At 66.7% G+C, this 25468-nt stretch carries 27 protein-coding genes; 11 read left to right on the top strand and 16 right to left on the bottom strand.

Annotated elements, in window-relative coordinates; translation table 11 throughout:
- The first annotated feature begins 2 nt into the window (after nt 1-2).
- Entirely contained in the window at nt 3-515 is a 513-nt protein-coding gene (locus U3653_RS10515; RefSeq protein WP_195078439.1) for an ArsI/CadI family heavy metal resistance metalloenzyme, read from the top strand.
- Nucleotides 516-809: 294 nt separating this feature from the next.
- Here the strand turns inward: U3653_RS10515 and U3653_RS10520 are convergent, their stop codons facing one another.
- Entirely contained in the window at nt 810-2003 is a 1194-nt protein-coding gene (locus tag U3653_RS10520; RefSeq protein ID WP_195078440.1) for a helix-turn-helix domain-containing protein, read from the bottom strand.
- A gap of 237 nt (nt 2004-2240) precedes the next feature.
- Between U3653_RS10520 and U3653_RS10525 the strand changes: the two genes are divergently transcribed.
- The 6 genes from U3653_RS10525 to U3653_RS10550 all read left to right on the top strand — a co-directional run bounded on the left by U3653_RS10525 (nt 2241) and on the right by U3653_RS10550 (nt 5567).
- Nucleotides 2241-2729, top strand: a complete 489-nt coding sequence (locus U3653_RS10525) for a DNA-directed RNA polymerase subunit beta (RefSeq protein WP_195078441.1) — start codon at nt 2241-2243, stop codon at nt 2727-2729.
- Nucleotides 2722-3051: a hypothetical protein gene (locus U3653_RS10530; protein ID WP_195078442.1), complete on the top strand. Its 330-nt coding sequence runs from the start codon at nt 2722-2724 to the stop codon at nt 3049-3051. The genes U3653_RS10525 and U3653_RS10530 overlap by 8 nt, the downstream gene beginning before the upstream one ends.
- Nucleotides 3048-3362, top strand: coding sequence for a hypothetical protein (locus U3653_RS10535; protein WP_195078443.1), 315 nt, complete (start codon nt 3048-3050; stop codon nt 3360-3362). Before U3653_RS10530 ends, U3653_RS10535 begins: the two co-directional genes overlap by 4 nt.
- A gap of 260 nt (nt 3363-3622) precedes the next feature.
- Nucleotides 3623-3832 (top strand): hypothetical protein, encoded by a 210-nt coding sequence (locus U3653_RS10540; protein WP_195078444.1) that lies wholly within the window; start codon nt 3623-3625, stop codon nt 3830-3832.
- Between the two features lie 136 nt (nt 3833-3968).
- Nucleotides 3969-4448, top strand: a complete 480-nt coding sequence (locus U3653_RS10545) for a hypothetical protein (RefSeq protein ID WP_195078445.1) — start codon at nt 3969-3971, stop codon at nt 4446-4448.
- Between the two features lie 39 nt (nt 4449-4487).
- Nucleotides 4488-5567 (top strand): hypothetical protein, encoded by a 1080-nt coding sequence (locus tag U3653_RS10550; protein ID WP_195078446.1) that lies wholly within the window; start codon nt 4488-4490, stop codon nt 5565-5567.
- Nucleotides 5568-6021: 454 nt separating this feature from the next.
- Here U3653_RS10550 and U3653_RS10555 read toward each other — a convergent pair whose 3' ends face one another.
- The 6 genes from U3653_RS10555 to U3653_RS10580 form a co-directional block, all read right to left on the bottom strand.
- A complete protein-coding gene (locus U3653_RS10555; protein ID WP_195078447.1) occupies nt 6022-7191 on the bottom strand; it encodes an AlbA family DNA-binding domain-containing protein in 1170 nt (389 codons plus the stop codon).
- A gap of 267 nt (nt 7192-7458) precedes the next feature.
- Nucleotides 7459-8202 carry a DUF8020 domain-containing protein gene (locus tag U3653_RS10560; RefSeq protein ID WP_195078448.1) on the bottom strand — a complete coding sequence of 248 codons (744 nt, stop codon included), beginning with the start codon at nt 8200-8202 and terminating at the stop codon, nt 7459-7461.
- A gap of 97 nt (nt 8203-8299) precedes the next feature.
- Nucleotides 8300-9763: a PepSY-associated TM helix domain-containing protein gene (locus tag U3653_RS10565; protein ID WP_323124172.1), complete on the bottom strand. Its 1464-nt coding sequence runs from the start codon at nt 9761-9763 to the stop codon at nt 8300-8302.
- Nucleotides 9764-10082: 319 nt separating this feature from the next.
- Nucleotides 10083-10646 (bottom strand): hypothetical protein, encoded by a 564-nt coding sequence (locus U3653_RS10570; protein WP_323124173.1) that lies wholly within the window; start codon nt 10644-10646, stop codon nt 10083-10085.
- Between the two features lie 145 nt (nt 10647-10791).
- Nucleotides 10792-12450, bottom strand: a complete 1659-nt coding sequence (locus tag U3653_RS10575; protein ID WP_195078451.1) for an acyl-CoA synthetase — start codon at nt 12448-12450, stop codon at nt 10792-10794.
- A gap of 178 nt (nt 12451-12628) precedes the next feature.
- Entirely contained in the window at nt 12629-14254 is a 1626-nt protein-coding gene (locus U3653_RS10580) for an acyl-CoA synthetase (protein WP_195078452.1), read from the bottom strand.
- A gap of 251 nt (nt 14255-14505) precedes the next feature.
- On the opposite strand from U3653_RS10580, the gene U3653_RS10585 reads away from it, so the two are divergent.
- On the top strand, nt 14506-15108 hold the full coding sequence (locus U3653_RS10585) for a carboxymuconolactone decarboxylase family protein (protein WP_195078453.1): 603 nt from the start codon (nt 14506-14508) through the stop codon (nt 15106-15108).
- Here the strand turns inward: U3653_RS10585 and U3653_RS10590 are convergent.
- Nucleotides 15076-15576, bottom strand: a complete 501-nt coding sequence (locus U3653_RS10590) for an ArsR/SmtB family transcription factor (RefSeq protein WP_195078454.1) — start codon at nt 15574-15576, stop codon at nt 15076-15078. The two genes, U3653_RS10585 and U3653_RS10590, sit on opposite strands and share 33 nt — an antisense overlap.
- A gap of 84 nt (nt 15577-15660) precedes the next feature.
- Nucleotides 15661-16293 carry a hypothetical protein gene (locus U3653_RS10595; RefSeq protein ID WP_195078455.1) on the bottom strand — a complete coding sequence of 211 codons (633 nt, stop codon included), beginning with the start codon at nt 16291-16293 and terminating at the stop codon, nt 15661-15663.
- 333 nt (nt 16294-16626) lie between these two features.
- On the opposite strand from U3653_RS10595, the gene U3653_RS10600 reads away from it, so the two are divergent.
- The gene (locus U3653_RS10600) at nt 16627-16794 is read left to right on the top strand and encodes a hypothetical protein (protein ID WP_195078456.1); all 168 of its coding nucleotides are present in this window, start codon (nt 16627-16629) and stop codon (nt 16792-16794) included.
- A 3-nt stretch (nt 16795-16797) separates the two neighbouring features.
- Nucleotides 16798-17697 (top strand): phosphatidylinositol mannoside acyltransferase, encoded by a 900-nt coding sequence (locus tag U3653_RS10605; RefSeq protein ID WP_195078457.1) that lies wholly within the window; start codon nt 16798-16800, stop codon nt 17695-17697.
- 252 nt (nt 17698-17949) lie between these two features.
- Here U3653_RS10605 and U3653_RS10610 read toward each other — a convergent pair whose 3' ends face one another.
- Nucleotides 17950-19179, bottom strand: coding sequence for an acyl-CoA dehydrogenase family protein (locus tag U3653_RS10610; protein ID WP_195078458.1), 1230 nt, complete (start codon nt 19177-19179; stop codon nt 17950-17952).
- A gap of 34 nt (nt 19180-19213) precedes the next feature.
- Complete coding sequence (locus U3653_RS10615; RefSeq protein WP_397069045.1) at nt 19214-20608, bottom strand: acyl-CoA dehydrogenase family protein; 1395 nt, start codon at nt 20606-20608, stop codon at nt 19214-19216.
- Between the two features lie 370 nt (nt 20609-20978).
- Between U3653_RS10615 and U3653_RS10620 the strand changes: the two genes are divergently transcribed.
- Nucleotides 20979-21383: a Uma2 family endonuclease gene (locus U3653_RS10620; protein WP_195078460.1), complete on the top strand. Its 405-nt coding sequence runs from the start codon at nt 20979-20981 to the stop codon at nt 21381-21383.
- A 130-nt stretch (nt 21384-21513) separates the two neighbouring features.
- Here U3653_RS10620 and ftsX read toward each other — a convergent pair whose 3' ends face one another.
- From ftsX to prfB, 5 genes are all read right to left on the bottom strand, one after another.
- Entirely contained in the window at nt 21514-22419 is a 906-nt protein-coding gene (gene ftsX, locus U3653_RS10625; protein WP_195078461.1) for a permease-like cell division protein FtsX, read from the bottom strand.
- Entirely contained in the window at nt 22419-23108 is a 690-nt protein-coding gene (ftsE, locus tag U3653_RS10630; RefSeq protein ID WP_195078462.1) for a cell division ATP-binding protein FtsE, read from the bottom strand. Before ftsE ends, ftsX begins: the two co-directional genes overlap by 1 nt.
- A gap of 85 nt (nt 23109-23193) precedes the next feature.
- Nucleotides 23194-23349, bottom strand: a complete 156-nt coding sequence (locus tag U3653_RS10635) for an Rv3103c transmembrane domain-containing protein (RefSeq protein ID WP_195078463.1) — start codon at nt 23347-23349, stop codon at nt 23194-23196.
- Nucleotides 23336-24196: a mechanosensitive ion channel family protein gene (locus U3653_RS10640; protein ID WP_195078464.1), complete on the bottom strand. Its 861-nt coding sequence runs from the start codon at nt 24194-24196 to the stop codon at nt 23336-23338. The genes U3653_RS10635 and U3653_RS10640 overlap by 14 nt, the downstream gene beginning before the upstream one ends.
- Nucleotides 24197-25312: a peptide chain release factor 2 gene (gene prfB, locus U3653_RS10645; RefSeq protein ID WP_195078465.1), complete on the bottom strand. Its 1116-nt coding sequence runs from the start codon at nt 25310-25312 to the stop codon at nt 24197-24199.
- Nucleotides 25313-25468: the final 156 nt, after the last annotated feature.

Raw genomic sequence — 25468 nt, forward strand, 5'->3', positions numbered from 1 at the left:
TCATGTCCCGCATCCAACTCGCCCTGAACGTCGACGACATCGACCAGGCCGTGGCGTTCTACTCGACCCTGTTCGCGACGGAGCCCGCCAAACGCAAGCCTGGTTACGCCAACTTCGCCGTCACCGAACCACCGCTGAAACTGGTGCTGATCGAGAATCCAGGCCACGGCGGCAGCGTCAACCACCTCGGCGTCGAGGTCGAAACCTCCGAGAAGGTGCACGCCGAGATCGCCCGCCTGTCGGCAGCCGGGTTGTTCACCGAAGAACAGCTCGCCACGACCTGTTGCTTCGCCACCCAGGACAAGGTTTGGGTCACCGCACCGGACAAGGAGCGCTGGGAGGTCTACACCGTCCTGGCCGACAGCGAAACCTTCGGCACCGCATCCGAACCGACCTCGTCCGACGCGGTCAAGGCATGCTGCGGCACCGCCGAGGAAGCCGCCGCCGAAGGCGGATGCTGCACCCCCGCTGCGAAAAAGGAAGCCCTCGCCTCCGGCGCCACCTGCTGCGCCTGACCCCGGTAGGCCCCCAACCCCCACCGACGAACACGAGTGGCACACCACTGCGGCGAACCGTGAGTAGAGCTCTCGGTGGCGTGCCACTCGCGTCAACGGGTCACTTGAGGGGAGCGGGCATGGGCGAGTTGATCGTGGAGAAGTTCGAAAAGAGGTGTCTACGTCGTACCGTGGGGATATGCCTCTGAATCCTCATGATTTTCCTGATCTAGTGCCGTGGATCTACGGGCGCAACTCGCAAGACAAGAACAAGGGTCTCTCTGTGCCGGTTCGCCAGTAACTGTGTGAGGCTGCTCAGTACGGGACCTGCACGAAGTCTGCTAGCTCACGGACTTCTGCCGTGAGCGTCCGGCGCTTGTTGATCATGCCCGCCAGGATGTCACGCGCGAATCTTTGTTTCACCAGCCATTCGGGGAGCTCGCGGCGGATCTGTTGAAGTACGGCCAGAGCTTCGGGGTACTGCCGCATCGCTGCGTGTGCTGCTGCGACGTCGAGGCGATGACGCTGCCACGGCCATGGGAGAGGGTATTTCGTTCCCTCCAGCTGTGCGCCGATCGCCAAAGTGACTTGCGGCTTGTCGATCACCATGGCGTTCTCCGCAGCCAGCATCTGTACCGTGACCGGGCCGAATGCGTGCAGTAGGCCGTCTCTCGAGTCGTGTTCGCCATGGCGGATCGCCATCCCGGCTACGCGGGCGAACGCCAGCGCGTCATCTGCCTCCCCAGGTCGGTTGTCCCGTATCGCCGCTGTGGAGACCCGTTGCAGCATCAGTCCCCAACTGGCGAGATCTTCTCGCGATGCCTTGGAGATTCGGCGCGGTTCGAGATCATCCGCCCACTTGGCTGCAACCTCGCGGGCCTTGGCGAGGTCCCCTTTCCGAATCCAGCGCCAGCAATCCGCATCCGCCAACGGCGCAGCTGCCCGCAGATCCGGCGCATCATCCAGCGCCAACGCGATTGCGTGGTCTGCTGCGTCGAACTGCCAGGTCAGGCACATTTGCCAGGCCACCATCTGGCGAATCCGAGACCGCAGCCTGCGTGCATCGACGGTGCCCGAATCCGCCGCAGAGACCAGGTAATCCGCATCGCGCAACATCGGCACCAGGTGCTGGGCAAGCTCAGCGAAACGGCCACCGCGGAACAATGGCTTCACTTCCGCGAACGTTGCGCTGACACCGGCGACGGTCGGCGGTTCGGTGTACTCATCGGCCGGGTAGATACCGGCCAGCGCCTGACGGACATCGGCCCACAGCTCGACATCGGTCACGTCTGGATCGGCGGCATCCGGCTTCACAATCAGAGCAGAGGTTTCGACCCGCAGCGCGTTCGCCAGCCGACGCGCCGTTTCGGTCCTCGTCGACTCCTGCCCGCCCTGCTCGAGCAGCCTGATCAGCTGAACCGACACACCGGATCGTTCTGCTAGCTCGGTCTGAGTGAGCCCACGCCGTTTGCGGATACTGCGCAGGCGGTCCCCTAGTTGTGCGCCCATATGCCAACGGTACGCGGGCACAACGCACTTCGAGACCACTCGCAATTAGTAGTTTCAAACACCGCTGCTCAGTACTGCCATTGTGAGCATTGCCCCACGCGCAGAGCCTGGATTCAGCCCCGACGCCGGGTGTTGCCGGTTCTCATCCCGGCCCTGCTGGTTGCCCGATGATGCGCAGCCGTGCGGTTCGGCCTCGGCGTCGGGTGCACACCAGTGCATCGAGCAGGGGAGTTGTTCGTGAATTCGTCGAAACAGCCTGGGCACACACCGTTGTCGGTGTGTCACTTCTACCGGCAGGTGTGCGATCTGCCCGCTGAAGTCCACCCGCCGCATCTGGGGCGCATCACGCTACGCGCGGGCCGGGTGTGCGGGGTGATGATGCCCGCGTTCATCGGCTCGGAAGTCAAGGTGTGGATGGATCGAACGGGTCAGCCGTCCGGGCCGGTGATGACGCATCCGCGTTCGCAGCGTTGGACGTTTCTGACCGGGCCGGATCTGCCGGAGGACATTCGGTTGTTCGCGGAGATGTCGCGGTTGGGTGTGTCGATCCTGCGGGCGGGGGAGATCGCCTTGCCCGGTCCCGGTCAGCGGCCCGGTTTGTTTCGGGCGTGGGTGCATCCGCCCCGCGATGCCTACCGGCCCTCGGGGCGGGTCGTGGTCGACGCGATCCGGGGATGCGTCGCCCAGCGTGCGCGGCATCGAGGGCGGGTGATGGCGTATGCCTGAACAACCCAACGCTGTGGTGCCGCACGGGTGTGGTCCGGCATGTGGGCCGTGGATCACCGTCGAGCAGTGCGGCCTGTTCACCTTCGACCAGCAGACCGGGGAAGTGCTGTCGGTCAAATGCCCGTCGATGAACTGCTTCGGGCAGATGGTGACGGTGGTTCGCGGTCGCATGGCCGACCACGATTCCCCCATGGACATCGCGCTCGGTGGCCAGAAATGCCCGTGGATCGGTATCCACGTCGTGTTCGATCCCACCCGCTATCCCGACTTCGCCGCCCAGCCTGCCCCGCCACCAACCCAGCCGTCGGAGGACGGTCGGTGACCGGGGACCAGGACGCCGAGCGCGCCGACGCCGAACTCGACGTTCTTACCGACGTGATCGGCACTCTGGTAGCCGCCACCACAGACGCGGTGCGGGGTGGGATGAGCGACACGACCCGTGTCCGTGTGATGGCGATGGTGGTCTATGAACTGATCAGCAGCGCCCGCACTGCCGCCGCACCGCACACCGGACGCCTGTATGCCGCACCGGTACTCGATCCGATCATCGAGAACATTCCCGCCGCCGACGACATCACCTTTCTGGACCTGTTGATCCCCGCCATCATCGGCCAGCACCTCAACAACACCTGAACCACCCAGACCGCCCCGCACGAAAGCGCGTCCCCTGGTCCCCCCCTTGCACCACAGGGGAAGCGCGCCAGGTGCCGGGGGACCCAAAAGGGGGAAGGCTGCGCGGACGGAACTCCATCGGTGTGCCCAACCGAACCCGCCCGCCAGCCTTCCCCGCCCCACTGAATTCATTGCACCGCAGCGATATTCACGCAAGGGTCAACCCTTCACGGAAGGCTCCCATGCAACCCGCAGACGAACCGCGCCACTCCATACACGGCATGACCTCACCTTTGCCGGACGAACCCGACGTGCACCTGATCGTGCGAATGCGCGGCCACACCCTGCACTACGCGGCGTGCCTGACTGCGGCTCTGGTGTTCCTGCAAGACGAGAGTGTCCGCCGTTGCACCGACGCCGTAGCCGTCGCCAGCGGCGCAACTGGTCGGCTGCCCCGGTTGCCCTGTGAACGGCTGTATGTCGAGAGATGACGGTTCCGGCCGAGCATCCGCGACTGCGACACTTACGCCTGTGTCCCTTGTTTGCCCGGGGACTTGCGTGGGCGCAACACTGTAGTGCATCGATTCTGTGACATCAGACAGTCAGTACGAGGGAAAGGCCCAGCTTGTGGACGACGAACAGATCGGTTTCGATATGGAATTCGATGACAAAACCCAAGCCTTCCTCGATTGGGTTGCACCCGAACGCATGGAATCAGGGGTGCGCGCATTCCTCGTGGCCACAGTCCCGGATATCGCGGAGGATGCGGCCTGGTGGAAGCCGCCGCTTTCGACCCGGATCATGGAAGCGGCGAAACAGCTGTTCGGCGAGGCCGGATTGACTGCCCCCGAAAACCGCGAACTTGCGGACGGGTTCGTCCGATTCCTTGGCGAATGCTATGTGCGGCGTGGCGGCTTGCAATGGACGAATCGCCCCGAGTGGGGTCCACCGCTGTACACCGATTTCGGCCCGGCTGTGCAGGGTGACGGCACTCGAAGCATGGTGTCGATCGCGGAATATCTGTCCGACAGTGATGGCCCTAGGTTGATCGAACACAACATCTCTGAGGCTGTGCGCGACGTCCGGAAATCTCGGACCACCAGATAGCGCTCTGACTCGCTCAATGTAAACGGGGGTGGTGCAGCCGTGCCCGACGAATACGATGCCGTTCGTAGAAGATTGACCAATTACGAGAAAGGGCTGTATTTCGAACTCGGTAGGGCGCACGAACTAGGGGAAACGCCGGAAAAAGGATGGGCTCACCATTTCAGGATAGAAACCAAAGACGGTCCTCGCGTTCTGGATTCAGCACGAACACAAGGTCGAGGTGTTCAAGGTGTCGAACGTAAGTCGGGTCGAGTCAACGAGGTAGATGCTCGCGCTCAGCTACGAAAGGACCGGGATGGACTCAATTCCGGCCGCATTACTCATGCGCGATGGGAAACGGTGGCGGGTGAGAAGATTCCCGACAAAGTCCGCGAAGACCTGCGTGACATGGCACGTGATTTCGGTGACAAATTCCAGCACGTGATCATTTCCCGCGCTGACGCCCTGCGCGCTATGCAACTCGGCCGATCGCTGGCATCCAAGCAATTGGAACTGATCCGGCCTTACGAGCTGCAACGGGCCGACCGGGCGCGGGAACGGCTGGCGAAGATCCGCCAGATTGTGCGTGCGCAAGAACGAGCCGAACAATTCCGGAAGATGCAGCAGTTCCGGGAAGCCGCCGCGCGTGGCCGAGCGGACGCGCCACAGGTCGAACGCGACCGGCAGGCCCGAGCAGAGGCAGAGCGAGCCCGGCAAGCACGCCAGACACCGGAAACCGAGCGGGCACGGATCGAACGAGAAGCCGCCGAACGGGTGGCGCAGGAATTCCCGGTACCAAGCCAGTACCAGGAACGCGAAACCGCCGACACCGCAGAACAAGTCGCCCGAGAATCAGCCGACGCCGCCAGCGTTGAGCGCGAAGCAGCCGAGGCACGCGCAACAGCAGCCGAGAAGGAACGGGAAGCGGCATTCAAGGCGCTGGACGAGGCGCGCAACGCCGCGTTCAAGGAGCTGGACGAGAAAGGTCGTCTCTCGGAGGTCGAACGACTTCTGTGGCTGGGGCAGGCGCATCACCCACAAGCAGCGGTGAGGCACCCACCCGGCCAAGCCCCGAGCGTTGTGCGTGGCGGCACCGGACACGGACAAGACCGCGCACGCGGAATAACTCGCGACCGATAACCATCACAGCCGATCGGCTCACAGCGCGGTCGGCCTCCTGGTTAGGGGTGGGGTTCGGGTCGCACGCTGGGTTGTGCGGCAGCAGTGCCACGCCCTCGCGTCCGCTCGTCCTACGGTGCCAGGGAGCATTCGCGGGTGAGTGGGTGTGCGGGATGTTCTCGAGATTCGTTGTAGCGCAGGGAGAGAAGTTGGCGCGTCCTACTGGGGAGAAGAAAAAGAGAAAAGGGAGGTAGGAAACCTCCAACAGAATTTGCCGAATTTCCCTCTACAGAATCAAGAACGGCGCGGCTACGCCGCGTCGCGCCAGGCACCCCGTCCTCGCTCCGCTGCGGGCGGGGCGCTGCTGGCGCGCAACCAGGGTGGGGACCGAACCACCACACCAGGATCGACCGCATCCAACACATGACACGAAGTGCTGCCGCGCCCCTCCGGAATTAGTCGAGACTTTCCGCTTCTATCCCCCAACGCCCTTCTCCGGCTGGTGCAGCGCTTTGCGCCCTGCGACGAGATAGGCGTGAATTGCCGACGCAGTCACAGGAACGGACCCTTCCCCTCTCCGTCTAACTATTGAGATGAACGCGCCTTCATATTTACCGTCAACGAATGCGCCTTGAACTAAGTACGGCTTTGAGTCCTCCTTTTGAGGCGGAATCATTATCGCCATAATATACCCACCGTCCCGATGTGGAAATCTGTCCACAACCAGACCATCCACAAGTGGATAGACCCTACTATCAATTACTTTTTGGTACTGGGCAATGGACTCGTGTTCGCACGATACCGGAACAATTTTTACGACCGTTTCGGACCCGATCTTTTTCTTGGTCCTAACCCCGATTATCAGCGTACCGCCGTTTTCCGCGTTAGCAAAGCGTGCAACGTCCTGCGCCAATTCGATCTTTCCCGACCATTGAGAAAGGTCATATGCCGCCGATTTAACTTCAAGCGTAGATGACTCTTCTTGCCCCAGTAGCCATTCCGCTTGACCGGTGCGCAAAAGGCTCCAAGCCATTCTGCCGTCAATCCGTACTGCATTGGTCGGAATCTGCGGTGCCAACTGGAGCATGGATTGGCTTAGCATTCCCAGTTGCATAATGTCGCCTACAGAACGACAAGCATCGCCTCCCAGAAGAAGACAGACTTCCCAACCATGTGGAAGCTGACGCTCGTGATCGCGATCATTGTACAAGTCCACGGGGCCAGTACGCCTAATGGTTTCTATTTCACAGTCGAACGGCGACCATATATGCTGAATTAACCGATTGACGCTATCCCTGGTCCAGGAAATCTCGGCGCTCGGCAAACCCATAACCAATCTTAATTTGCCCAGGACATCGCTATCGAACTCAAGCAAAATCCATGGTTTAGCGTCATACATGCAGCCTATCTGCATAGTAAATATCGAGTGACTTCCAGCATGTGGACTACCGCGTACTATTTCAACACGGTCGTACCAATCAGCCGCATCCCCCAGGGCGCTTAGCAGCGCCTCCAGATCGACGTCTTCAACGTCTTCAATGTCAACCGACACCTCATTTCGGAAGCGCTCATCGAGCCTTCCGACTGCCATGCCCTCTGCTGTCACAAATTTCTCATGACGCTCGGACCATCTCAGTTCAGACACACTGTCGAGGATGGCATCGGATCGCGGTATGCGGAACCGCATGGTCTGTCGTTGCCTCTAGGCACCAGATGCTTCGTCCGGCTAAGCATCTGAGGTGTGCGCAACCCGGAGGCGACCGATTCACACAGTCCGGCAACCGACGACGACTGTGCCCGAGGGAGCCAAATGACTCCCTCGGGCAGGTCCCCTTCCGATATGTGCGTTACGTCACACCAATCGCAAACCTCCAGTTCAGACCGGATGCTAGGGCTATTTCCCCAGGTCAGATCATTTCGCCCCGAATGGGGAGTTGATCGTGGAGAAGTACATGATCGCCGCGCCGATGGCGACGGGCGCTGTCACCAGGATCTGGCCCGCGACCGTGCCGAGGGCGCCGACGGCGACGATGCCGCCGAGGCAGCCGACGGCGGCGGCCGGGATGAACGGGCCGAACATGCCGACGATGGTGGCGGCGGCGACGGTCGCGCCGGCGATGCCGCCGAGCACGCAGCCCACCGCCGCGCCGCCGATGCCGCCGACCAGGGTGCCGATGGTGGCGCCCATGGAGATGGTGCTGGTCATCCGGGACCAGGCCGCCTGCTCACGGTCGTACTCGGTCTTCCACGGCGCCTTGTCCTCGAACGGGAGGGCGACCGGCTTGTAGACCGCGTGCGCCATGTCGAACTGCGGGGTCAGGGTCGCGGTGCGGCCGGAGATCTCCGCGGCGATGGGGAATTCGAATTCGTCGACCAGGAAGGTCAACGGCGCGCCCGCGACGACGGTGCCGTCGGCGGCCTTCACCTTCAACACGTGATCCTCGACCACAAGAGAGCCGGAATCGATGCTGATGACGCTGGCGGTCTCGGTGGCGTGGGCGGTGAAACCGACGGCCTCGGCGGCTTCGGTGGACGTGGACTCGACGGACGTGCTGTCCACCGCAGCGACCTCGGGAGCGGCGGAACTCGTGCCGGCGGCGATGCTCACCGCGGCGGTCGTGAACGCGGCGGCCAGGGCTAGTTTCGTGATCTGCATGGGAATCCTTGGTTTTCGAGGCATGGCGAAGCGACGGCCATACCCGTGACGTTCGGTAGGTCGTGGAAGTAACGGGCCGCAGCCCGTGGATATGTGATTAAGCGGCGGCGCGCATCCGTCCGGCGAGGCCGAGCAGCACGTCGATCGCGAGGAACACCAGCAGGCTCAGCCCGACCAACGGGACGAACCAGCCGACCACCAGCGCGGCGGCCACCAGCGGGACGACCAGCCACAGCGAGGTCTTGCGCAAGGCCCCGCGCCGCGGCGCCCGGCCCAGCGCGAACCGCCCCGCGTCGCGGGTCGGCCTCCTGCGCCACCACATCAGATAGCCGCGCACGATCACGGTGATCAGGCCGATCATCGCCGCGAGCAGCAACAACTGATTGAGCAGCCCGAACATCAAGCCCATGTGGAACTGGATGCCCCAGTTGGTGAGCTTGGCCATCAGCGGCCAGTCGGCGTAGGGCAGACGATCGGTGACCGCGCCGGTCGCGCCGTCGACGGCCACGGAATCGACGGTGTAGACGCCCGGCATCCGGCGTTCCTTCACCGCGAACGCTCGGCCCGGCGCGGCCGGGACGGCGATCTCGGCCGCCTGTGTGATGCCTTCGGCGCGTGCGGTCGCGTACACCCGATCCAGCTGGGCGATCCGATCGGCCGGGTCGGCGGGCGCGTGCTCGGTGTGACCGCCGCCGTGGTGATCGGAACCCGAATCATGGCTCGGCGCGACGGCACCGGGCAATGCGGTGCTGACCGCCGGTGTGGTCCAGCTGAGCTGCTCGCGCAAGTCGGTGATGTTCTCACCCGCGTGGGTCGACCAGGTCATGCCGGTCGCCGACAGCAGCAGCGCCAGGGGAAGCGCCCACATCCCGACCGCACCGTGCCAGTTCAGGGTGCGGCCTCGCGCACGCTGCGACCGATCGGCCGCCAGCAGCCAGCCCCAGCCGTTGCGGGTCCGGCGGCTGCGCACCCGGCGCACCCAGATGACCAGCCCGGCCAGCCCGACGATCCACAGCCAGGACGCGGCGAGCTCACTGTAGAGCCGGCCCGGTTCGCCCAGGTGCAGGTCCCGGTGCAGCCGATCGATCCAGGTGCGCATCGGCAGCGCACCCGAGCTGCCGTACACGACGGAATCGCCCACCGGCTGCGCGGTATACGGGTCGACGAACACCGCGCGCCGCTCGGATTCGCCCAGCGAGGGGTCGCTGAACAGCACCCGGGTGGTGTCCCGCGCGCCCGCGGCGGGGGCGACGGCGGCCAGCGGCAGGTCCGGCCGGGTGGCGACGGCCGCGCCGACCTGCTCCGACAGCGGCTTCGGCGTTCCGGTCTCGGTGACCGTAAGCAGGTCACGCGACACGATCGACTCGAGCGTCGGCGATATCGCGTAGAGCGCGCCGGTGACGGCGGCGATGAGGATGAACGGCCCGACGAACACACCCGCGTAGAAGTGCAGGCGCATGGCCGGCGCGTACAGGCTGTTACGCGCGCTGGCCCTGCGCGGGCCGGAGGAATCCGACGGCGCCGATAAGTCGGCGTCGGAAATGGTTTCTGTTGTACTCACGATCGTTTCGTTTCTGACGGCGGAACCCGGTCGGGGCCGCACCACCCTTCGATAGCCATGGGCACGGGGTCGCCACGGCGAGAGCGCATACATCGAACGCGCTCGTCGCGGATACGACTGTTCCGACGGCGGGACACGCGCTCCTTCGAGGGAGCCCGATCGCACCGCCGCAGGCGGAGGGATGGATTCGCGACCCGGGACGACACGTCGCGTCCGCGCGCTCAGCGTGGGCACGAGGGTGCGAGGCGACGCGGTGCCGCACGAAAGACCGTGACGATGAGCAACACTCACGCCACGCGTGCACCGGGTGTGGAAAGAATCAGCGAACGACCGCGAATGGCGGAGCACGTGTGCGCAGCGCCTCGGCCGCGAACACACGAAGGACGACCCGGTCGCGATGGACCGTCCGCAAAGGAGCGCGGCCCGCGACGATCGGCGAAGTGTGGCGCACCGGCAGCACGCGGCGCAGCACCGCGGTCGCGATCCGGTACGCGGCCTCCGCGCCCCGGATGACGATGGCCGCCGCGAATGCCGCGCACACGTGCGCGGCGAGCATGGCCGGAGTCAGCTGGGCATCACCGTGATGCAGGTGCCCCGAGTCGAGCCCCATGGTGAAGTGCCCGAGCAGCTGCCCGGCGACCAGCGCCGCGACCAGCCCGGACGACGTCTCGCGCAGCGGGGCCAGGCCCGCCACCATCGCGCCGATCACGGCGGACGCGGCGGCGAGCAGGGCCAGCGCGGTGGTGCCCGGCAGCATGCCGCCGGAAGCCCAGCCGTGCGCCGCGACGGAAATGGCCCCCGAGATCGCACCGGCCGAGCCACCGCGCACCCGCGCGACGGCGCCGCGACGTCCCGCGGCAGACCGGTCGAACTCGTAACTCACCCGCTGATGATAGCGGACCGATTGCACGCGTCCGACCGCATCGGCACGCACCGAAATCCGGTGCGACATGCGGCTGCAACTGGGCCTACTTCGGCCCGCGAGGCTGGCGGCCCGCGCACCGCCGAGCAGACCGTGGACGCGCCGCTCAGCCCGCGTCGACCTCCATCTCGATCAGCGGCTTGCGCAGCAGCTTGCCGGTCGCGTTGCGGGGCAGTTCGTCGAGGAAGATCACCTCGCGCGGGACCTTGTAGCGAGCGAGATTCGCCTTGACGTAGTCCTTGATCTCCTGCGGGTCGCGCTTGCACTCGGGACCCGGGACGACGAACGCGCGCAGCCGCTTGCCGAACTCCCGATCGTCCACGCCGACCACGGCGGCCTCGAAGATGTCGTCGCGCCCGGCGATCAGGTTCTCCACCTCGAGCGGGAAGACGTTCTCGCCGCCGGAGACGATCATGTCGTCGTCGCGGCCGTCGATGTAGAGCAGGCCGTCGGCGTCGAAGTGCCCGACGTCGCCGCTGGACATCATGCCGTCCACCATCTCCTTGGTGCGGCCGTCGGTGTAGCCGGTGAAGGCGAAGCCGTTGTCCACGAAGATGGTTCCGGTCACGTTCGGCTCGGTGATCGGCTTGCGGTCGGCGTCGAGCAGCACGATCCTGATGCCGACCGGAGGCTTGCCCGCGGTGGTGGGCGCCTTGCGCAGGTCCTCCGGCGTCGCGACGGTCATCACGGCGCACTCGGTGGAGCCGTAGAGGTTGTAGAGGCTGTCGTTGAAGTGGTCCAGCGTGCGGGTCACCACGTCGGGCGCGATGGCCGAGCCCGCCGCGAAGATCACCTTGATGCTGCTGACGTCGTACTTCGCCAGCACGTCCGCGTCCAGGTCGAGGATGCGTTGCAGCATGGTCGGGACCACCACCAGCGAATCCGCCCGGTACTTCTCGATATTCGCCAGGGTCTGCTCGGGATCGAAGCGGCGCTGCTGGAAGACCACCCGGTTGCCCAGCGCGAGGCCGAGAGTGAACTGGGACAGACCGGTGCCGTGGAAGATCGGCGCCGCCATGATCATGGTGCCGTCGGCGGGCAGCGGCACCCGGTCGATGAATTGGGCCGAGGCGAACGGGCTGACCCGGTCGCGCGGGGCGCCTTTCGGGGTGCCGGTGGTGCCGCTGGTGAGGATGACGATGCCGCCGGGCTTGGCCGGGGCGGGCAGCGCCGCGCCGGACTGACCGCTGATCAGCGAATCGATGGTCGGGATCGCGGGATCGGCGCCGTCCTTCTCGTCCACCCAGGTGAGGATGCGCGGGATCGCGGCGGGAATGGCGCTCATCAGATCGATGAACTCGCTGTCGTGCAGCACCGCCTTGACGTTCTCGCGCTCGGCCACGTCGGCGAACTGCGGCTTGGCGAAACCGGTGTTCATCAGCACCCCGCGCACGCCGAGCTTGCCGGTGGCCAGCAGGCTCAGCACCATGCCGCGGTGGTCGCGCGCCAGGATCGCCACCACGTCACCGGGATTGATGCCTTTGGCCTGCAACCCGCGGGCCAGGGCGTTGGACTGCTCGTTGAGCTGGCCGAAGGTTAGCTCCCCGCGTTCGTCGACGATCGCGACGGCGTGCGGCCTGGTCTGCGCGGCGTGCATGACGACACCGGCGAACGGACCGAACTTCAAGATGTTGAACGCCGACCGTGCGGCATGGTCGGGGCGCAGCGGATTGAACAGCCGCCGCTTGACCATCACGTTCACGCCAAGGGCCAGATCGCCCGCCTTGCGGGCGGCGCCGCCCAACGCGGGGAGGGAAAGAGACATCGACGACAACCTTCCGGCGGTGGCACCCGGTGATCCTCCGGGTGGTGCGGACCGCAATTCGATATACCCAGTGCTGGTGCTAACACTAGCAAGCGTGTGTAACCGGTTGTGTCACGTATCTCATCGGGTTGATACCCGCTGGTAACGGGCCGGGCGCGGTGGCCCGGCCCGCTGTCGGTCAGGCCTTGACCTCGTACTCCACCAGCACGCGGCGCAGCAGCTTGCCGGTCGCGTTGCGCGGCAGGTCGTCGAGGAACACCACCTCGCGCGGCACCTTGTAGCGCGCCAGGTTGTTCTTCACGTACGCCTTGATCTCCTCACCGTCGGGCGATGAGCCGGGCTCGGGAACGACGAAGGCGCGCAGGCGCTTGCCGAACTCCACGTCGTCCACCCCGACCACCGCGACGTCGAAGATGTCGGGCCGTTCCAGCAGCAGGTTCTCCACCTCCTGCGGGAAGACGTTCTCGCCGCCGGAGACGATCATGTCGTCGTCGCGGCCGTCCACCATGAGCAGACCGTTCTCGTCGAAATGGCCCACATCGCCGCTGGACATGTAGCCGTCGATGATCTGCTTGTGCCTGCCGTCGGTGTAGCCCTCGAACGGCGCGCCGCTGCGGATGAAGATGCGCCCCGTGGTGTTGACGGCGGTGACGCGCTGGTCGTTGTCGTCGTAGAGCCGCACCTCGCAGGTGATCGGCGCCCGCCCGACGGTGCCGGGCGCGAGCGCGAGGTCCTCCGGATTGGCCACGGTCGCCACGGCGCATTCGGTGGAGCCGTAGAGGTTGTACAGCACCGGGCCGAACGCCTCGGTGGCCTTGATGGTCAGTTCCGGCGACAGGGCCGAGCCGGCCAGCACGATCGCCTTCAGCGAGGAGGTGTCGTACTCGGCCCGGATCGCCGGATCGAGTTCGACCATCCGGTGCAGCATCGTCGGCACCGCCACCAGCATGTCGGCCTGGTGCTCGGCGACCAGGGCGAGCGTCGCCTCGGCGTCGAACCGCCTGCGCACCACCACCTTGTTCGACAGCGCCGCGCCGACCAGCCAGGTGGCCAGGCCGGTGCTGTGGAAGATCGGCGAGACGATCACCTGGGTGCCGCGCCGGGGGAACGGGATGCGGTCGACCATCTGCGCCGTGGACAGCGGAGTCACCTTGGTGCGCGGGGCGCCCTTCGGCAGGCCGGTGGTGCCGCTGGTCAGGATGATGAAGCCGCCGGGCTTGCTCGGCGCAGGCAGCGGCTCGGTGGAGTTGGCCGCGACCAAGTCGTCGAGCGTCTGCGCGCCCTCGGGCAGGGCGGTGCCCTCGTCGACCCAGGTGAGGTAGCGCGGCAAGTCGGCGGGCAGCGCGTCGAGCAGGCCCAGGAACTCGCTGTCGTGCAGCACCGCCTTGACCTTCTCGCGGACGCACACCTCGGCGAACTGCGGCTTGGCGAACCCGGTGTTCATCAACGCGACCCGCACGCCGAGCTTGCCCGCGGCGGCCATGGCGATGATCAGCCCGCGGTGATCGCGCGCGAGCAGGCCGATCACCTGGCCTTCGGTGATGCCCGCCGCCTGCAGGCCGCGCGCGACGGCCGTCGACCGGTCGTCCAGTTCCCGGTAGGTCAGCGTGCCTGCCTCGTCCACGATGCCCGGCGCGTCCGGGGCCACCCGCGCGGAGTGCCGGATCAGCGTCGCCTGGGGGCCGAGGATGCGCGATTCCCGCATCGTGCGCAGCGTCTCCAGCGGCTTCTTCGGGTCGGTGACACCCCGGCTCCGCAGCACCCCTAGCGCCTTCACGGCCTCCAGCGTGTGGGCCAAGTTCATGTCGAATTACCTCCACAAAACCCTCGCGTCGGTCCTCGACCTAGCGAACCGGTACGGCGTGTTGACTTGCCACCGTAGCAGTGCGGAGTGTGACAGGTCACAATAGAAACGGACAAATCCGTCTCGGTTCGGTGGCTTCCGTCCCAGCTGGGAACGGCCGTCGGACCGATTTCGCCCTTTTCGCCCGCCGTTACCGGCCGGTAGCGCTACCCTCGCAACGTCTCGAGACCGCTCGAAGGGAGCCGCGGCCGATGTCCGATCCGCAGGACCGTGCACCATTCATCGACATTCCCGGCGATCTGCCCGGCATCCGGGGTCTGTTCGCCTTCAAGCCCGAAACCGGAATGGCGCTCAGCGAATTCGCGCAGACGCTGTTGCGCGGGTCGTCGCCGCTGACGCCGGGAGAGCGCGAAACCATCGCCGCGTACGTGTCCTCGCGCAACCAGACCTATTTCTGCACCCAGTCGCACGCGGCGACCGCGGCGGCGCTGGTGGACGGCGGCCGCGAACTGGTCGACGCGGTCATCGAGGACGTGGACTCCGCCGCGATCGATCCGAAACTGCGCGCGTTGCTGCGTATCGCCGACAAGGTGCGCCGGTCCGGGCTGGAGGTGACGCCGGAGGACATCGAGAACGCGCGCGCCGCGGGCGCGAAGGACGAGGACATCCACGACGCGGTCCTGGTCGCCTCGGCGTTCTGCATGTTCAACCGCTATGTGGACGGCCTGGCGACGGTCGCGCCACGGGAGCGGGCGACCTACGAGCAGATCGGCGGCATGCTCGCCACCGCGGGATACGTGGCCGCCGCGACGCCGCCGGAATCAGCGGCGAGCGCTGGCCAGGGCGACCAGTAGCGGCACCACCCTGGCGGCGGGCACCTCGAATCGCCCGCGCCCTGCGGTGTGCAGCCAGCCCACCGCGGCCAGTTGCCGCAAATGCCGGTAGATCTGGCCGGAGTCGCCGACACCGTCGACTCCGGCCAGTTCGGCCGCGGTTCGCCGCCCGCCCATGATCTCGCGCAGCAGGCGCAGCCGGACCGGGCTGCCCAGCGCGGCAAGGCATTCCGCCGTCTCGGCCCAGTCGTCCTCGATGAGGTCGCCGGTGGTGAACCGGGCCTGCCACTCGCGCTGCTGATCGTTGGGCAGACGCACGGACCCGGCGAACACGACGCCGCCGTCGGGTTCGTCGGCCGCGGCGAACTCCTCCCGCAAACGAGCCACCGCCCACTGCTCGGCCCCCGGTGGGAGGCCATCGGGCCGGATGCTTTCCTCCAGCGCGCTGAGCCGCCGCTCCAGTTCGGCGACCCGGTCTTCCAGACTCACGAACCCAAAAGCTACGGAAGGACCCACCTTCCGACAAACCGAAGGCTCCGGCTCCCGTGGCGGCGGGAGCCGGAGCCGCGGCGCTCAGTTGTAGACGGCGCCGAACGACGGAACCGAGATCGTGCCCAGCCGGTAGGCGTACCCGTCCGGGTTCTGGTCGCTGACCGGCACCGACCAGCGGTGCCACAGCGAGCCGTACACCGCGGCGACCACCGGGCCCGCGCCGGTGTCCAAGGCGCGGGTGCGGATGGTGGTGTCCACCGGAACGTCGTTGTGTTCGTAGAGCAATTCGGTGCCGCTGCGTCCGTTCGCGAGATTGATCCACAGCGCCTCGAGCTTCGCGCCGCCCTGGTTCGGCGAGATGGTGCCGGGTCCGCCGAAGAATCCGATGCGGAATCCGTCCATGCCGAGCGCGATTCCCGATCCGTACACGCCCGGGCCCTCGCCGCGGCCGATGTCCGACTGCGCGGGGATCTGGAACGGCTGCGCGGGCAAGGCCACCTGGCCCGCCTTCGCCAGCTGTCCGGAGGCGATCAGCCGGTCCACCGCCCGCTCCGCCGCCGGATTGCCGGATGCGGCGGCTCGCAGCTGCTGTGCGGCGGCGGACCAATCCACCCCGGCGGGTTCGGCGGCGGCATGTCCGGCGAACGGCGCTGCGAACACCGCCGAGGCGGCGATGGCGGTAGCGAGGCGACGCGTAAAACTCAGTCGTTGCATAACCAGTTCTCCTTGAGGTTTTCTGGTACTGCTCGAGTGAAGATACGTCCGCTGATTCGTCGATCCAGCGACTCAGGGCGATACGCTGCCTCGGCGGGGGTGCGCCTGTCCAGGGATGAACGCCGATTGGCGTGATCGTGTCATTGACCCATCGACGCAGCCACAGGGTCGTCGACGGTGGCTGCAGTTCCGAAAAAACCGTTCCGTTTGATCTGGGTAGGCGTAGTGTGGAGTCTCGAGGTGACCGCCGAATTCACGGCGGCGGCGATCGTGTCTTCGCGGTACGCCACCCAGTCGGGTGCCATCGATCGCGAGTGAGCGGAGAACCCCGGAATGTATCGAAGTAACCGACCGTCATCTGACCTGTTCAGCCATCGCAGTGAGCCGGTGGAGACCGGCGCGCCCGCGCCCGGTGCGGTCCATCTGCCCGTCTTCAGCGACGCCGTCACCGCAACGCCCGCCATGGCGACCGACGAAACGACGCAGGCCGCCGACGGGTGACCGATGAAGCCGGCCGCCACCGCATGGGATCTCGGTTACGCCGCGGGCTGGCGGCTGGTGCGCGCCATGCCGGAACCGCTGGCCGTCCGTCTCTTCGACGTGGGAGCCGAACGCGCGGCTCGCGATGGTGGGCCGAATCAGTTGCGCCGCAACCTGTCCCGGGTGCTGGGCACCACGCCGGACGAGGTGCCGCAGCCGCTGATCCTGGCGAGCCTGCGCTCCTATGCCCGGTACTGGCGCGAAGCCTTCCGGTTGCCGACGATGGACCCGATCCGCTTGGCCGACATCATCGAATCCTCGGCGACCGGGCTCGAACACATCCACCACGCGGTCGAACGCGGCACCGGCGCGGTGCTCGCCCTGCCGCACAGCGGTAATTGGGACCTGGCGGGAGTCTGGGTGGTGCAGCGCGTCGGCTCACCGACCGTCGTCGCGGAGCGGCTCGCGCCGGAATCGCTGTTCCGGCGCTTCGTCCGTTTCCGCGAACGCCTGGGATTCGAGATCATCCCGCTCACCGGTTCGGCGACGCCGCCGTTCCCGCAGTTGACCGCGCGGATCCGGCAGGGGCGGATAGTCGGATTGCTCGGGGAACGCGACTTGTCCGGCAGGGGCGTACCGGTCACCTTCTTCGGTGAGGAGGCTCGGCTGCCTGCCGGGCCCGCTCGGTTGGCGATCGACACCGGCGCGCCACTGCTGCCCGTGCACTGCTGGTTCAGCCCCGGCGGCTGGGGATTCCGGGTGGATCCACCTCTCGACACCAGCGGCGGAGTGCGCGCGACCACCCAGGCGCTGGCCGACCGCTTCGCCGCGGGCATCGCCGCCCACCCCGCCGACTGGCACATGCTCCAGCCCCTCTGGACGGCCGACGTCACCGCCGCCCGGCTCGCTCGCCGAAACGCTTGAACCGCCCTCAATCGCCGGGCAGCCCCCACGCGAATCCAGCGGCTATCACGAAACAACTGACGATCGAAATGAGAACGATGCTCCACATGGGGGCGAAGAGTACGGAAGCAGCGGGCCGAAATCCATAGCTACGCCTGACCGAAAGTGTTCGCCGGCACGCCGATTGCCTACCGACGGCCCGGAGAACGAGAAATCCGGTGCGAGTCCGAGAAGCTCGCACCGGATTTCGTCGCCGACACCTCTAGCGCGGCGTCACTTCAGCTCGGCGCTGGTCTTGCCCAGAATGCGCCGTGCCACGATCAGCTGCTGGATCTGCTGGGTGCCTTCGAAGATGTCGAGGATCTTCGAGTCGCGGCCCCACTTCTCCAGCAGGGTGCGCTGGGAGTAACCGATGGCGCCGGCCAGTTCGACCGCCTTCAAGGTGACGTCGGTGCCGGTGCGGCCCGCCTTCGCCTTGGACATGGACGCCTCGAGCGAGTTGGGCTTCTTGTTGTCGGCCATCCACGCGGCGCGCAGCGCGAGCAGGTAGGCGGCCTCGTAATCGGCTTCCATCCGCAGAAATTCGGCGGCGGCGGCGTGCTGGTTGTTGACGGGGGTGTCGTAGGAGATCTCCACGCCCGCCCCGGTCAGGATCGAGCGCAGCTCTTCCAGCGCGGCGCGGGCCACGCCGATCGCCATAGCGGCGACCAGTGGACGGGTGTTGTCGAAGGTCTGCATGACCCCGGCGAAACCCTTCTCCACGTTGACTTCCGGGCTGCCGAGGATGTTGTCCTTCGGGATCCGGCAGTCCTGCAACAGCAGCACGGCGGTGTCGGAGGCCTTGATGCCGAGCTTGTGCTCGAGCCGCGCCACCGAAAGGCCGGGAGCATCACGCGGCACGACGAACGACTTGATCGCCGCGCGGCCGAGGCTCTTGTCCACCGTCGCCCACACCACGATGTGGGTCGAGCGCTGGCCCGCGGTGACGAAGATCTTCTCGCCGTTGAGCACCCACTCGTCGCCGTCGAGCACGGCGGTGGTGGACACGGCGGCGGAGTCGGAGCCGAAGGACGGCTCGGTGATCGCCATCGAGGCCCACACCTTGCCGAAACGCTTCAGCTGCTCGTCGGTGGCGACCGCGGCGATGGCCGCGTTGCCCAGACCCTGGTAGGGGATCGACAGCATCAGGCCGACGTCGCCCCAGGAGGTCTCCAGCGCGTTCAGCAGCGCGGACATGTTGCCGCCGTTGGTGTTACCGAGCAGCTCGGTGGCGTGGCGGTCGCTGTCGCTGTCATCGGAGCGGCCACCGGCGGCGCCGCCGATCTTCTGGGTGCCGGAGTCGGCCAGGCCCTCGACCATGGCGGCCATGGTGTCCAGCTCGACGGGGTACTCGTGCTCGGCGAGGTCGTACTTGCGCGAGATCGGGCGGAAGATCTCCTGCGCGACCTGGTGCGCCTGGTTCGCGCTTGCCCGCAGCTTCTTGGGGAGTTCGAGATTGATCATTGGTGAAGGTCTCCTGGAAAACGGAACGGGCCGGTCAGATCAGCACGACACCCTCGGCGACGCCGATGGCCCGCAGATCGCGGTACCAGCGCTCGACCGGGTGTTCCTTGGTGAAGCCGTGGCCGCCGAGCAGCTGCACGCCGTCGAGGCCGATCTGCATGCCCTTGTCGGTGGCGAGCTTGCGGGCCAGCGCCGCCTCGCGGCCGAAGGACAGGCCCTGCTCCGCGCGGGACGCGCCGCGCAGGGTGACCAGCCGCAGGCCGTCGAGTTCGATCGCGATGTTGGCGACCATGAAGGCCACCGCCTGGCGGTGCGAGATCGGCTCGCCGAACGCCTCGCGCTCGTTGACGTACGGGATCACGTAGTCCAGCACGGCGCGGCCGGTGCCCGCGGCGAGCGAAGCCCAGCCGAGGCGGGCCAGGCGCACGGCGTCGGCGTACTCCTCGGCGCGGCTGGCGGCGTCGCCGTCACCCAGGATGGCGTCGGCCCCGACCGCGACGTTGTCCAGTATCAGCCTGCCCAGGCCCGCGGCGCGCAGCCCCATGCTCGGGTCGGCCTCCACCACCAGGCCGGGCGCGTCCGACTCGACGATGAACAGCGCGGGACGGCCGTCGAGTTCGGCGGCGATCAGGAACAGCTCGGCGTCGGCCGCGGCGGGCACCAGGCTCTTCACGCCCGAGATGCGGTAGCCGCTCGGCGAGCGCACCGCCTTGGTGTCCAGGGCGAACGGGTCGAACAGGGCGCGCGGCTCGCTGATCACCACCGAGGCCTGCGGCACGTTCTCCCCGGTGAAGGAGGGCAGGTAGGTCTTCTGCTGCGCGTCGCTGCCCCACTGGGCGAGCGCCACCGCGACGCCGCTGGGCGCCAGGATCGGCAGGGCAAGACCCATGTCGCCGTGCGCAAGGGCCTCGGCGACCAGCGAGTTGGTCACCGCGCCGCGCTCGGAGGCCGCACCCTCGAGTTCCTCGGGCACGTTGATCAGGGTGATGCCGAGTTCGGCCGCGCGCTCGAGCAGGTCGCGCGGCGCCTTGGCGGCGTTGTCGGCTTCGTAGGCGGCCGGGCGCAGGATCTCGGCGGCGAACTCCTTCACCGTCTCGACGATCATCTGCTGCTCGTCGGTCGGCGTCAGGTCGAAGAAGTCCTTGTTCTTCGCTTCGTTGGCGGCCAGGCGCTTGGGAGCGCCACCGCCCGCGACCTTGGCGAACGCGCGGGTCGCCGCGCCCAGCGTGCGGAAGCCGGTCTTGGTGCCCTCGTAGGTGACGCGCTCGATCGGCTTGCGCAGGTTGTATTTCTCGGCCAGTTCCGACCCGGTAATGGTCGTCATGACCCGCATCGCGGCGCCCATCCAATCCCGCTTGGGTTGGTTCAGGCCGACCGCGGACGTGTCTGGACGTCGCTTCGTTGCGCTGTCTCGAGTGCTCATCATCACCTGTTTTCTCGGATGGGTTGATGCGGTCTTACCCCAGCTATCTTACTCCGGAGTAAGGCTATCTTACTGCGGAGTAAGAAGTGCGTCGAGCTGCAGCATACGCGGGTGATCCACGCCTTGCTGGACAAGTGCCCGAAGTTGCGTCCCGGGGCCGACCGCCTGCCTCATCCGGCCTCGTGCTACGCCGTGCAACGCGATGAGCTGCGCTTTCGGAACGTACGCGAACCTCTCGACCCGGATAGCCGGAATTACCGCCGCCGATTCGCCCCGCTCCAAGGCCATAGCGACGATCGATGCCGATTCGTTACCGGGGCGGCAGGTGTCGAAGCTCGTATGAGGTTGCGTCCTGTGGGAGCGAGCCGCGGAGCTTGTGCGGAACGTGACGGTGGTGAGACGCATGGCGGCGACAGGCGATGTCGAGGAGGTAACCGACACGATTCGGCGTCCTGACATCGCGCTGTTCGAGTGCGTGCCGGCGGATGTGCGACCGATGCCCGCACGCCATCTGAAGATCGCCGTCGAGATCATCTCGCCCAGCCATGTCAAAACGGACCGGCTCGAGAAAATGGGCGAATACGCCGCTGCCGGAATCCCCTGGTACTGGCTGGTCAGCGTTTCGGACACCGAGGTGACCGCCATCGAGGCCTACGGCCTCGACCACAGCGTCGGCCACTACCGGCTCGCTCGCGTCCTGAAGCCGCAGACCGCGTTCGCCATCGATCTACCGATTCGCATCCAGCTCGACTGGGACCAGCTCACCGATCTCGTGCTGTGAAGGACCGCGCGACCGACGCCGCGCACGCGGGACTCGTCGCGGTGCGGCGCCGCCCACGATGGTCCCCGCGTGCACGAGTTCGGCAATATCCGTCCGGGCGGTGGCACAGGCGTCCACCGGCCCCGGATGATCACTCGCGTACGTAGTACCGCAGCGTCGCATAGGCCGTGATGGCCGCGAAGACGATGCCGACCGGGGCGATGACCAGCGCGGTCATCGCGATGTCGTCGCCGGTGATGCGCGGGAAGACCTTGCTGGCGAACAGGTCGCCGAGGGCGCGGTCGATCACCAGCGGCCGGGCGATGAGCAGGCCGAGCATCGCGAGCACCGAACCGGCCAGCGCGGCGACCACGGCCTCGAGCAGGAACGGCAACTGGGTGTACCAGCGGGTCGCGCCGACCAACCGCATGATGCCGACCTCGGTGCGCCGGGTGAACGCGGCGATCTGCACCATGTTCGCGATCAGCATCACCGCGGCCAGCGCTTGCAGCACGGCCAGGCCGAACGCCGCGTTGCGCAACCCGTCGAACAGGCTGACCAGCCGGTCCACGATGTCCTTGTCGTTGCGCACCATGCCGACGCCGGGGCGGTCGTAGAACTTCTCGTAGATCGTCGGGTAGAGCTCCGCGTTCTCCATCTTGACCCGCAGCGACGCGGGCAACGGCGTCTCGCTGACGTACTTGGCCAGCTCGGGCTGATCCTTGAAGGTCTTCTCCTTGGCCTCGCGGATCGCTTCCTCCCGGTTGAGGAACTGCACCGACTCCACACCGCCGGTGGCTTTCAGATCCGCCATCAGCGTGCGGCACGGATCCAGCGAGCAGTCCGGGTCGTTGGCCGAGACGTCCTCGGTGAGATACAGCCGCACCTCGAGCCGGTCCAGGAAGTACTGCTCGGTCTTGTCCGCGATGCGCACCGCGAGCAGGCCGCCACCGAGCATGGTGAGCGAGACCGCGGTGGTCAGGATCATCGCGATGGTCATCGTGACGTTGCGGCGCAGGCCCGCGAAGACCTCGCCGAACAGGAAACTCGCGCGCATTACCGGCCCACCCCGTACACGCCGGTCGCCTCGTCGCGCACCAGGCGGCCGTGGTCGAGCTCGACCACCCGCCTGCGCATCGCGTCGACGATGTGATTGTCGTGGGTGGCCATCACCACCGTGGTGCCGATGCGGTTGATCCGCTCCAGCAGCAGCATGATGTCGGCGCTGGTGTCGGGATCGAGGTTGCCGGTCGGTTCGTCGGCCAGCAGCACCAGCGGCCGATTCACGAAGGCCCGCGCGATCGCGACACGTTGCTGTTCACCACCGGAGAGCTCGGTCGGCAGCCGGTCGGCCTTGCCGCCGAGCCCCACCATGTCGAGCACCTCGGGCACCGTGCGGTCGATGAACTGACGCCGCTTGCCGATGACCTCCAGCGCGAACGCGACGTTCTGGTACACGGTCTTCTGCTGCAGCAGCCGGAAGTCCTGGAAGACGCACCCGATCCGCTGGCGCAATTTGGGCACCTTGCGGCCGGGTAAGCGGTCCACCCGGAAATCGGCCACTCTGATCTCGCCCGCCGTCGGCGTCTCCTCCTTCAGCAGCAGGCGCATGAAGGTCGACTTGCCCGAGCCGGACGGTCCGATGATGAAGACGAACTCGCCCTTGCCCACATCGACGGTGATGTTGTCCAGCGCGGGTCGCGTCGAGGTCTTGTACGACTTGGTCACGTTCCGCATGGTTATCACGGGGAGCCAGTGTAACCAGCAACCACTCGCGGCCTGCGTTGTCAACCGTGGGTGACAGTGCGGCGGCCGGTCCGTCCCGCTCGGCTCAGCGGTCGGACGAGTCGGTGAACACCGCGGCGGGCACCGCGTTGACCAGGGTGGCCGGAGCGGTGGTCGTCTCGTCGGGTTTCACGAATACGTACAGCACGAACGTGGCGACCCAGGTTGCTATCAGGATCGCCGTGGATCTACGTGGTCTCACTGATTCCCTCCCGGCGCAGCGCTGCGGCTACTCGTACCCGCAGCTCGCGTCCGACGTCGAACTGTTTGCCCGGCAACGTCCGAGCAACCATTCGGATGTTCATCTGGTCGACGGTCAGGTCTTCCACACCCATGACGGTGGGCTCGTCGAGCAGCAACGGCTTCAGGCGAGCGTCCTCGTACGCCTTCGTACCCACCTCGTGCAGGATCTCGTTGACCCTGGTGATGTCGGCGCTGGCGGCCACCGGCACGTCGATCGCGGCGCGCGCCCAATCCTTCGACAGGTTCGTGACCTTCACGATCTGGCCGTTGGGCACCGTGATCACTTCACCGTCGGCGTTGCGCAGCGTGGTGATCCGCAGCGTGACGTCCTCGACCGTACCCTCCGCCTGCTCCGCGGCGCCGGTCACCGCGATGCGGACCACATCGCCGAATCCGTACTGCCGCTCGGTGATCAGGAAGAATCCGGCGAGGATGTCCTGCACGATGCGCTGCGCGCCGAAACCGAGCGCGGCGCCGAGCACCGCGGCGGGCGCGACCAACCCGGTGACGGCGAAGCCGAGCCGCCGCAGCACCTCCATGGTGATCAGCACGTAGACGATGGTCAGCACCACCCAGGTGATCACCTGCGCCAGCGCGTGCCGGTGCTTGGCGGCCTCGGTGCGCACCAGCGCGTCGCTGCTGCGGAATCCGGCGTCGATCCTGCGGGTGACCCGATCCCGCACGTAGGTGGCGAACCGGCTGAACAGGATGGCGCCGAGGATGAGCAGCACGATCTCCAGGCCCGAACCGCGTAGCCACGTGGTGAAACCGGTGGAAGCGATCGCCTGGATGCCCGCGACATTCATCTAGCTGCCCTGCTCTCGCATCCGCCAGCGGATCCCCGACTCGATGAACCCGTCGATGTCGCCGTCGAGCACCGCCGACGGGTTGTTGACCTCGTAGTTCGTCCGCAGGTCCTTGACCATCTGATAGGGGTGCAGCACGTAGGAGCGCATCTGATTGCCCCAGGACGCGCCCTCGTTGGTCTTCAGCGCGTCCATCTCGGCGCGCTCTTCCTGCCGTTTGCGCTCCAGCAGCTTGGCCTGCAGCACGCGCATCGCCGAGATCTTGTTCTGTAGCTGCGATTTCTCGTTCTGGCAGGTGACCACGATGCCGGTGGGCAGGTGGGTGATGCGGACCGCGGAGTCGGTGGTGTTGACGCTCTGACCGCCGGGGCCCGACGAGCGGTACACGTCGACGCGGATCTCCGTCTCCGGCACCTCGATGTGGTCGGTCGTCTCCACCACGGGCAGCACCTCGACCTCGGCGAAGGAGGTCTGGCGGCGGCCCTGGTTGTCGAACGGGCTGATCCGCACCAGCCGGTGCGTGCCCATCTCGACCGACAGCGTGCCGTAGGCATAGGGCGTCTTCACCGCGAAGGTGGCGCTCTTGATGCCCGCCTCCTCGGCATAGGAGGTGTCGTAGACCTCCACCGAGTAGTTGTGCCGGTCGGCCCAGCGGATGTACATGCGCATGAGCATCTCGGCCCAGTCGGCGGCGTCGACGCCACCGGCGCCGGAGCGGATGTTCACCAAGGCGTCGCGCTTGTCGTACTCGCCCGACAGCAGCGTGCGAACCTCCATCGCCTCCACGTCGCTGCGCAGCGCGGCGCGCTCGGCGTCGGCCTCGGCGAGCGCGTTGGTCTTGGCCTCGCCCTCTTCCTCTTCGGCCAGTTCGTACAGCACCGGCAGGTCGTCGAGCCGCTGGCGCAGCTCCTCCACCCGGCGCAACTCGCCCTGTGCGTGCGACAGCTCACTGGTGACCCGCTGGGCGTGGTCCTGGTCGTTCCACAGGTCGGGGTCGGCGGCCTGATGTTCGAGCTCGTCGATACGACGGCGCAGCTCGTCGATGTCGAGGACCGACTCGACCGTCTTGAGGGTGGCGTCGAGGTCGGCGAGATCAGCGGAAACGTCAGGATGCACGATCGTCAAGCCTAGCTGCCCCTCTCCGGCCGCAGCACACGAGTGCGCGCGGTGTGTGACCGGGAACGGCGTCGGCGTGGGCGGCCTGCGCCGCGCACCGGCCGGGCGAGCGGATCGCCGGGACGCGGAGCGCTCGCCGCCCACCGCGGGCCGGGT

The organism is Nocardia implantans (assembly GCF_035544775.1).
Classification (GTDB): domain Bacteria; phylum Actinomycetota; class Actinomycetes; order Mycobacteriales; family Mycobacteriaceae; genus Nocardia; species Nocardia implantans.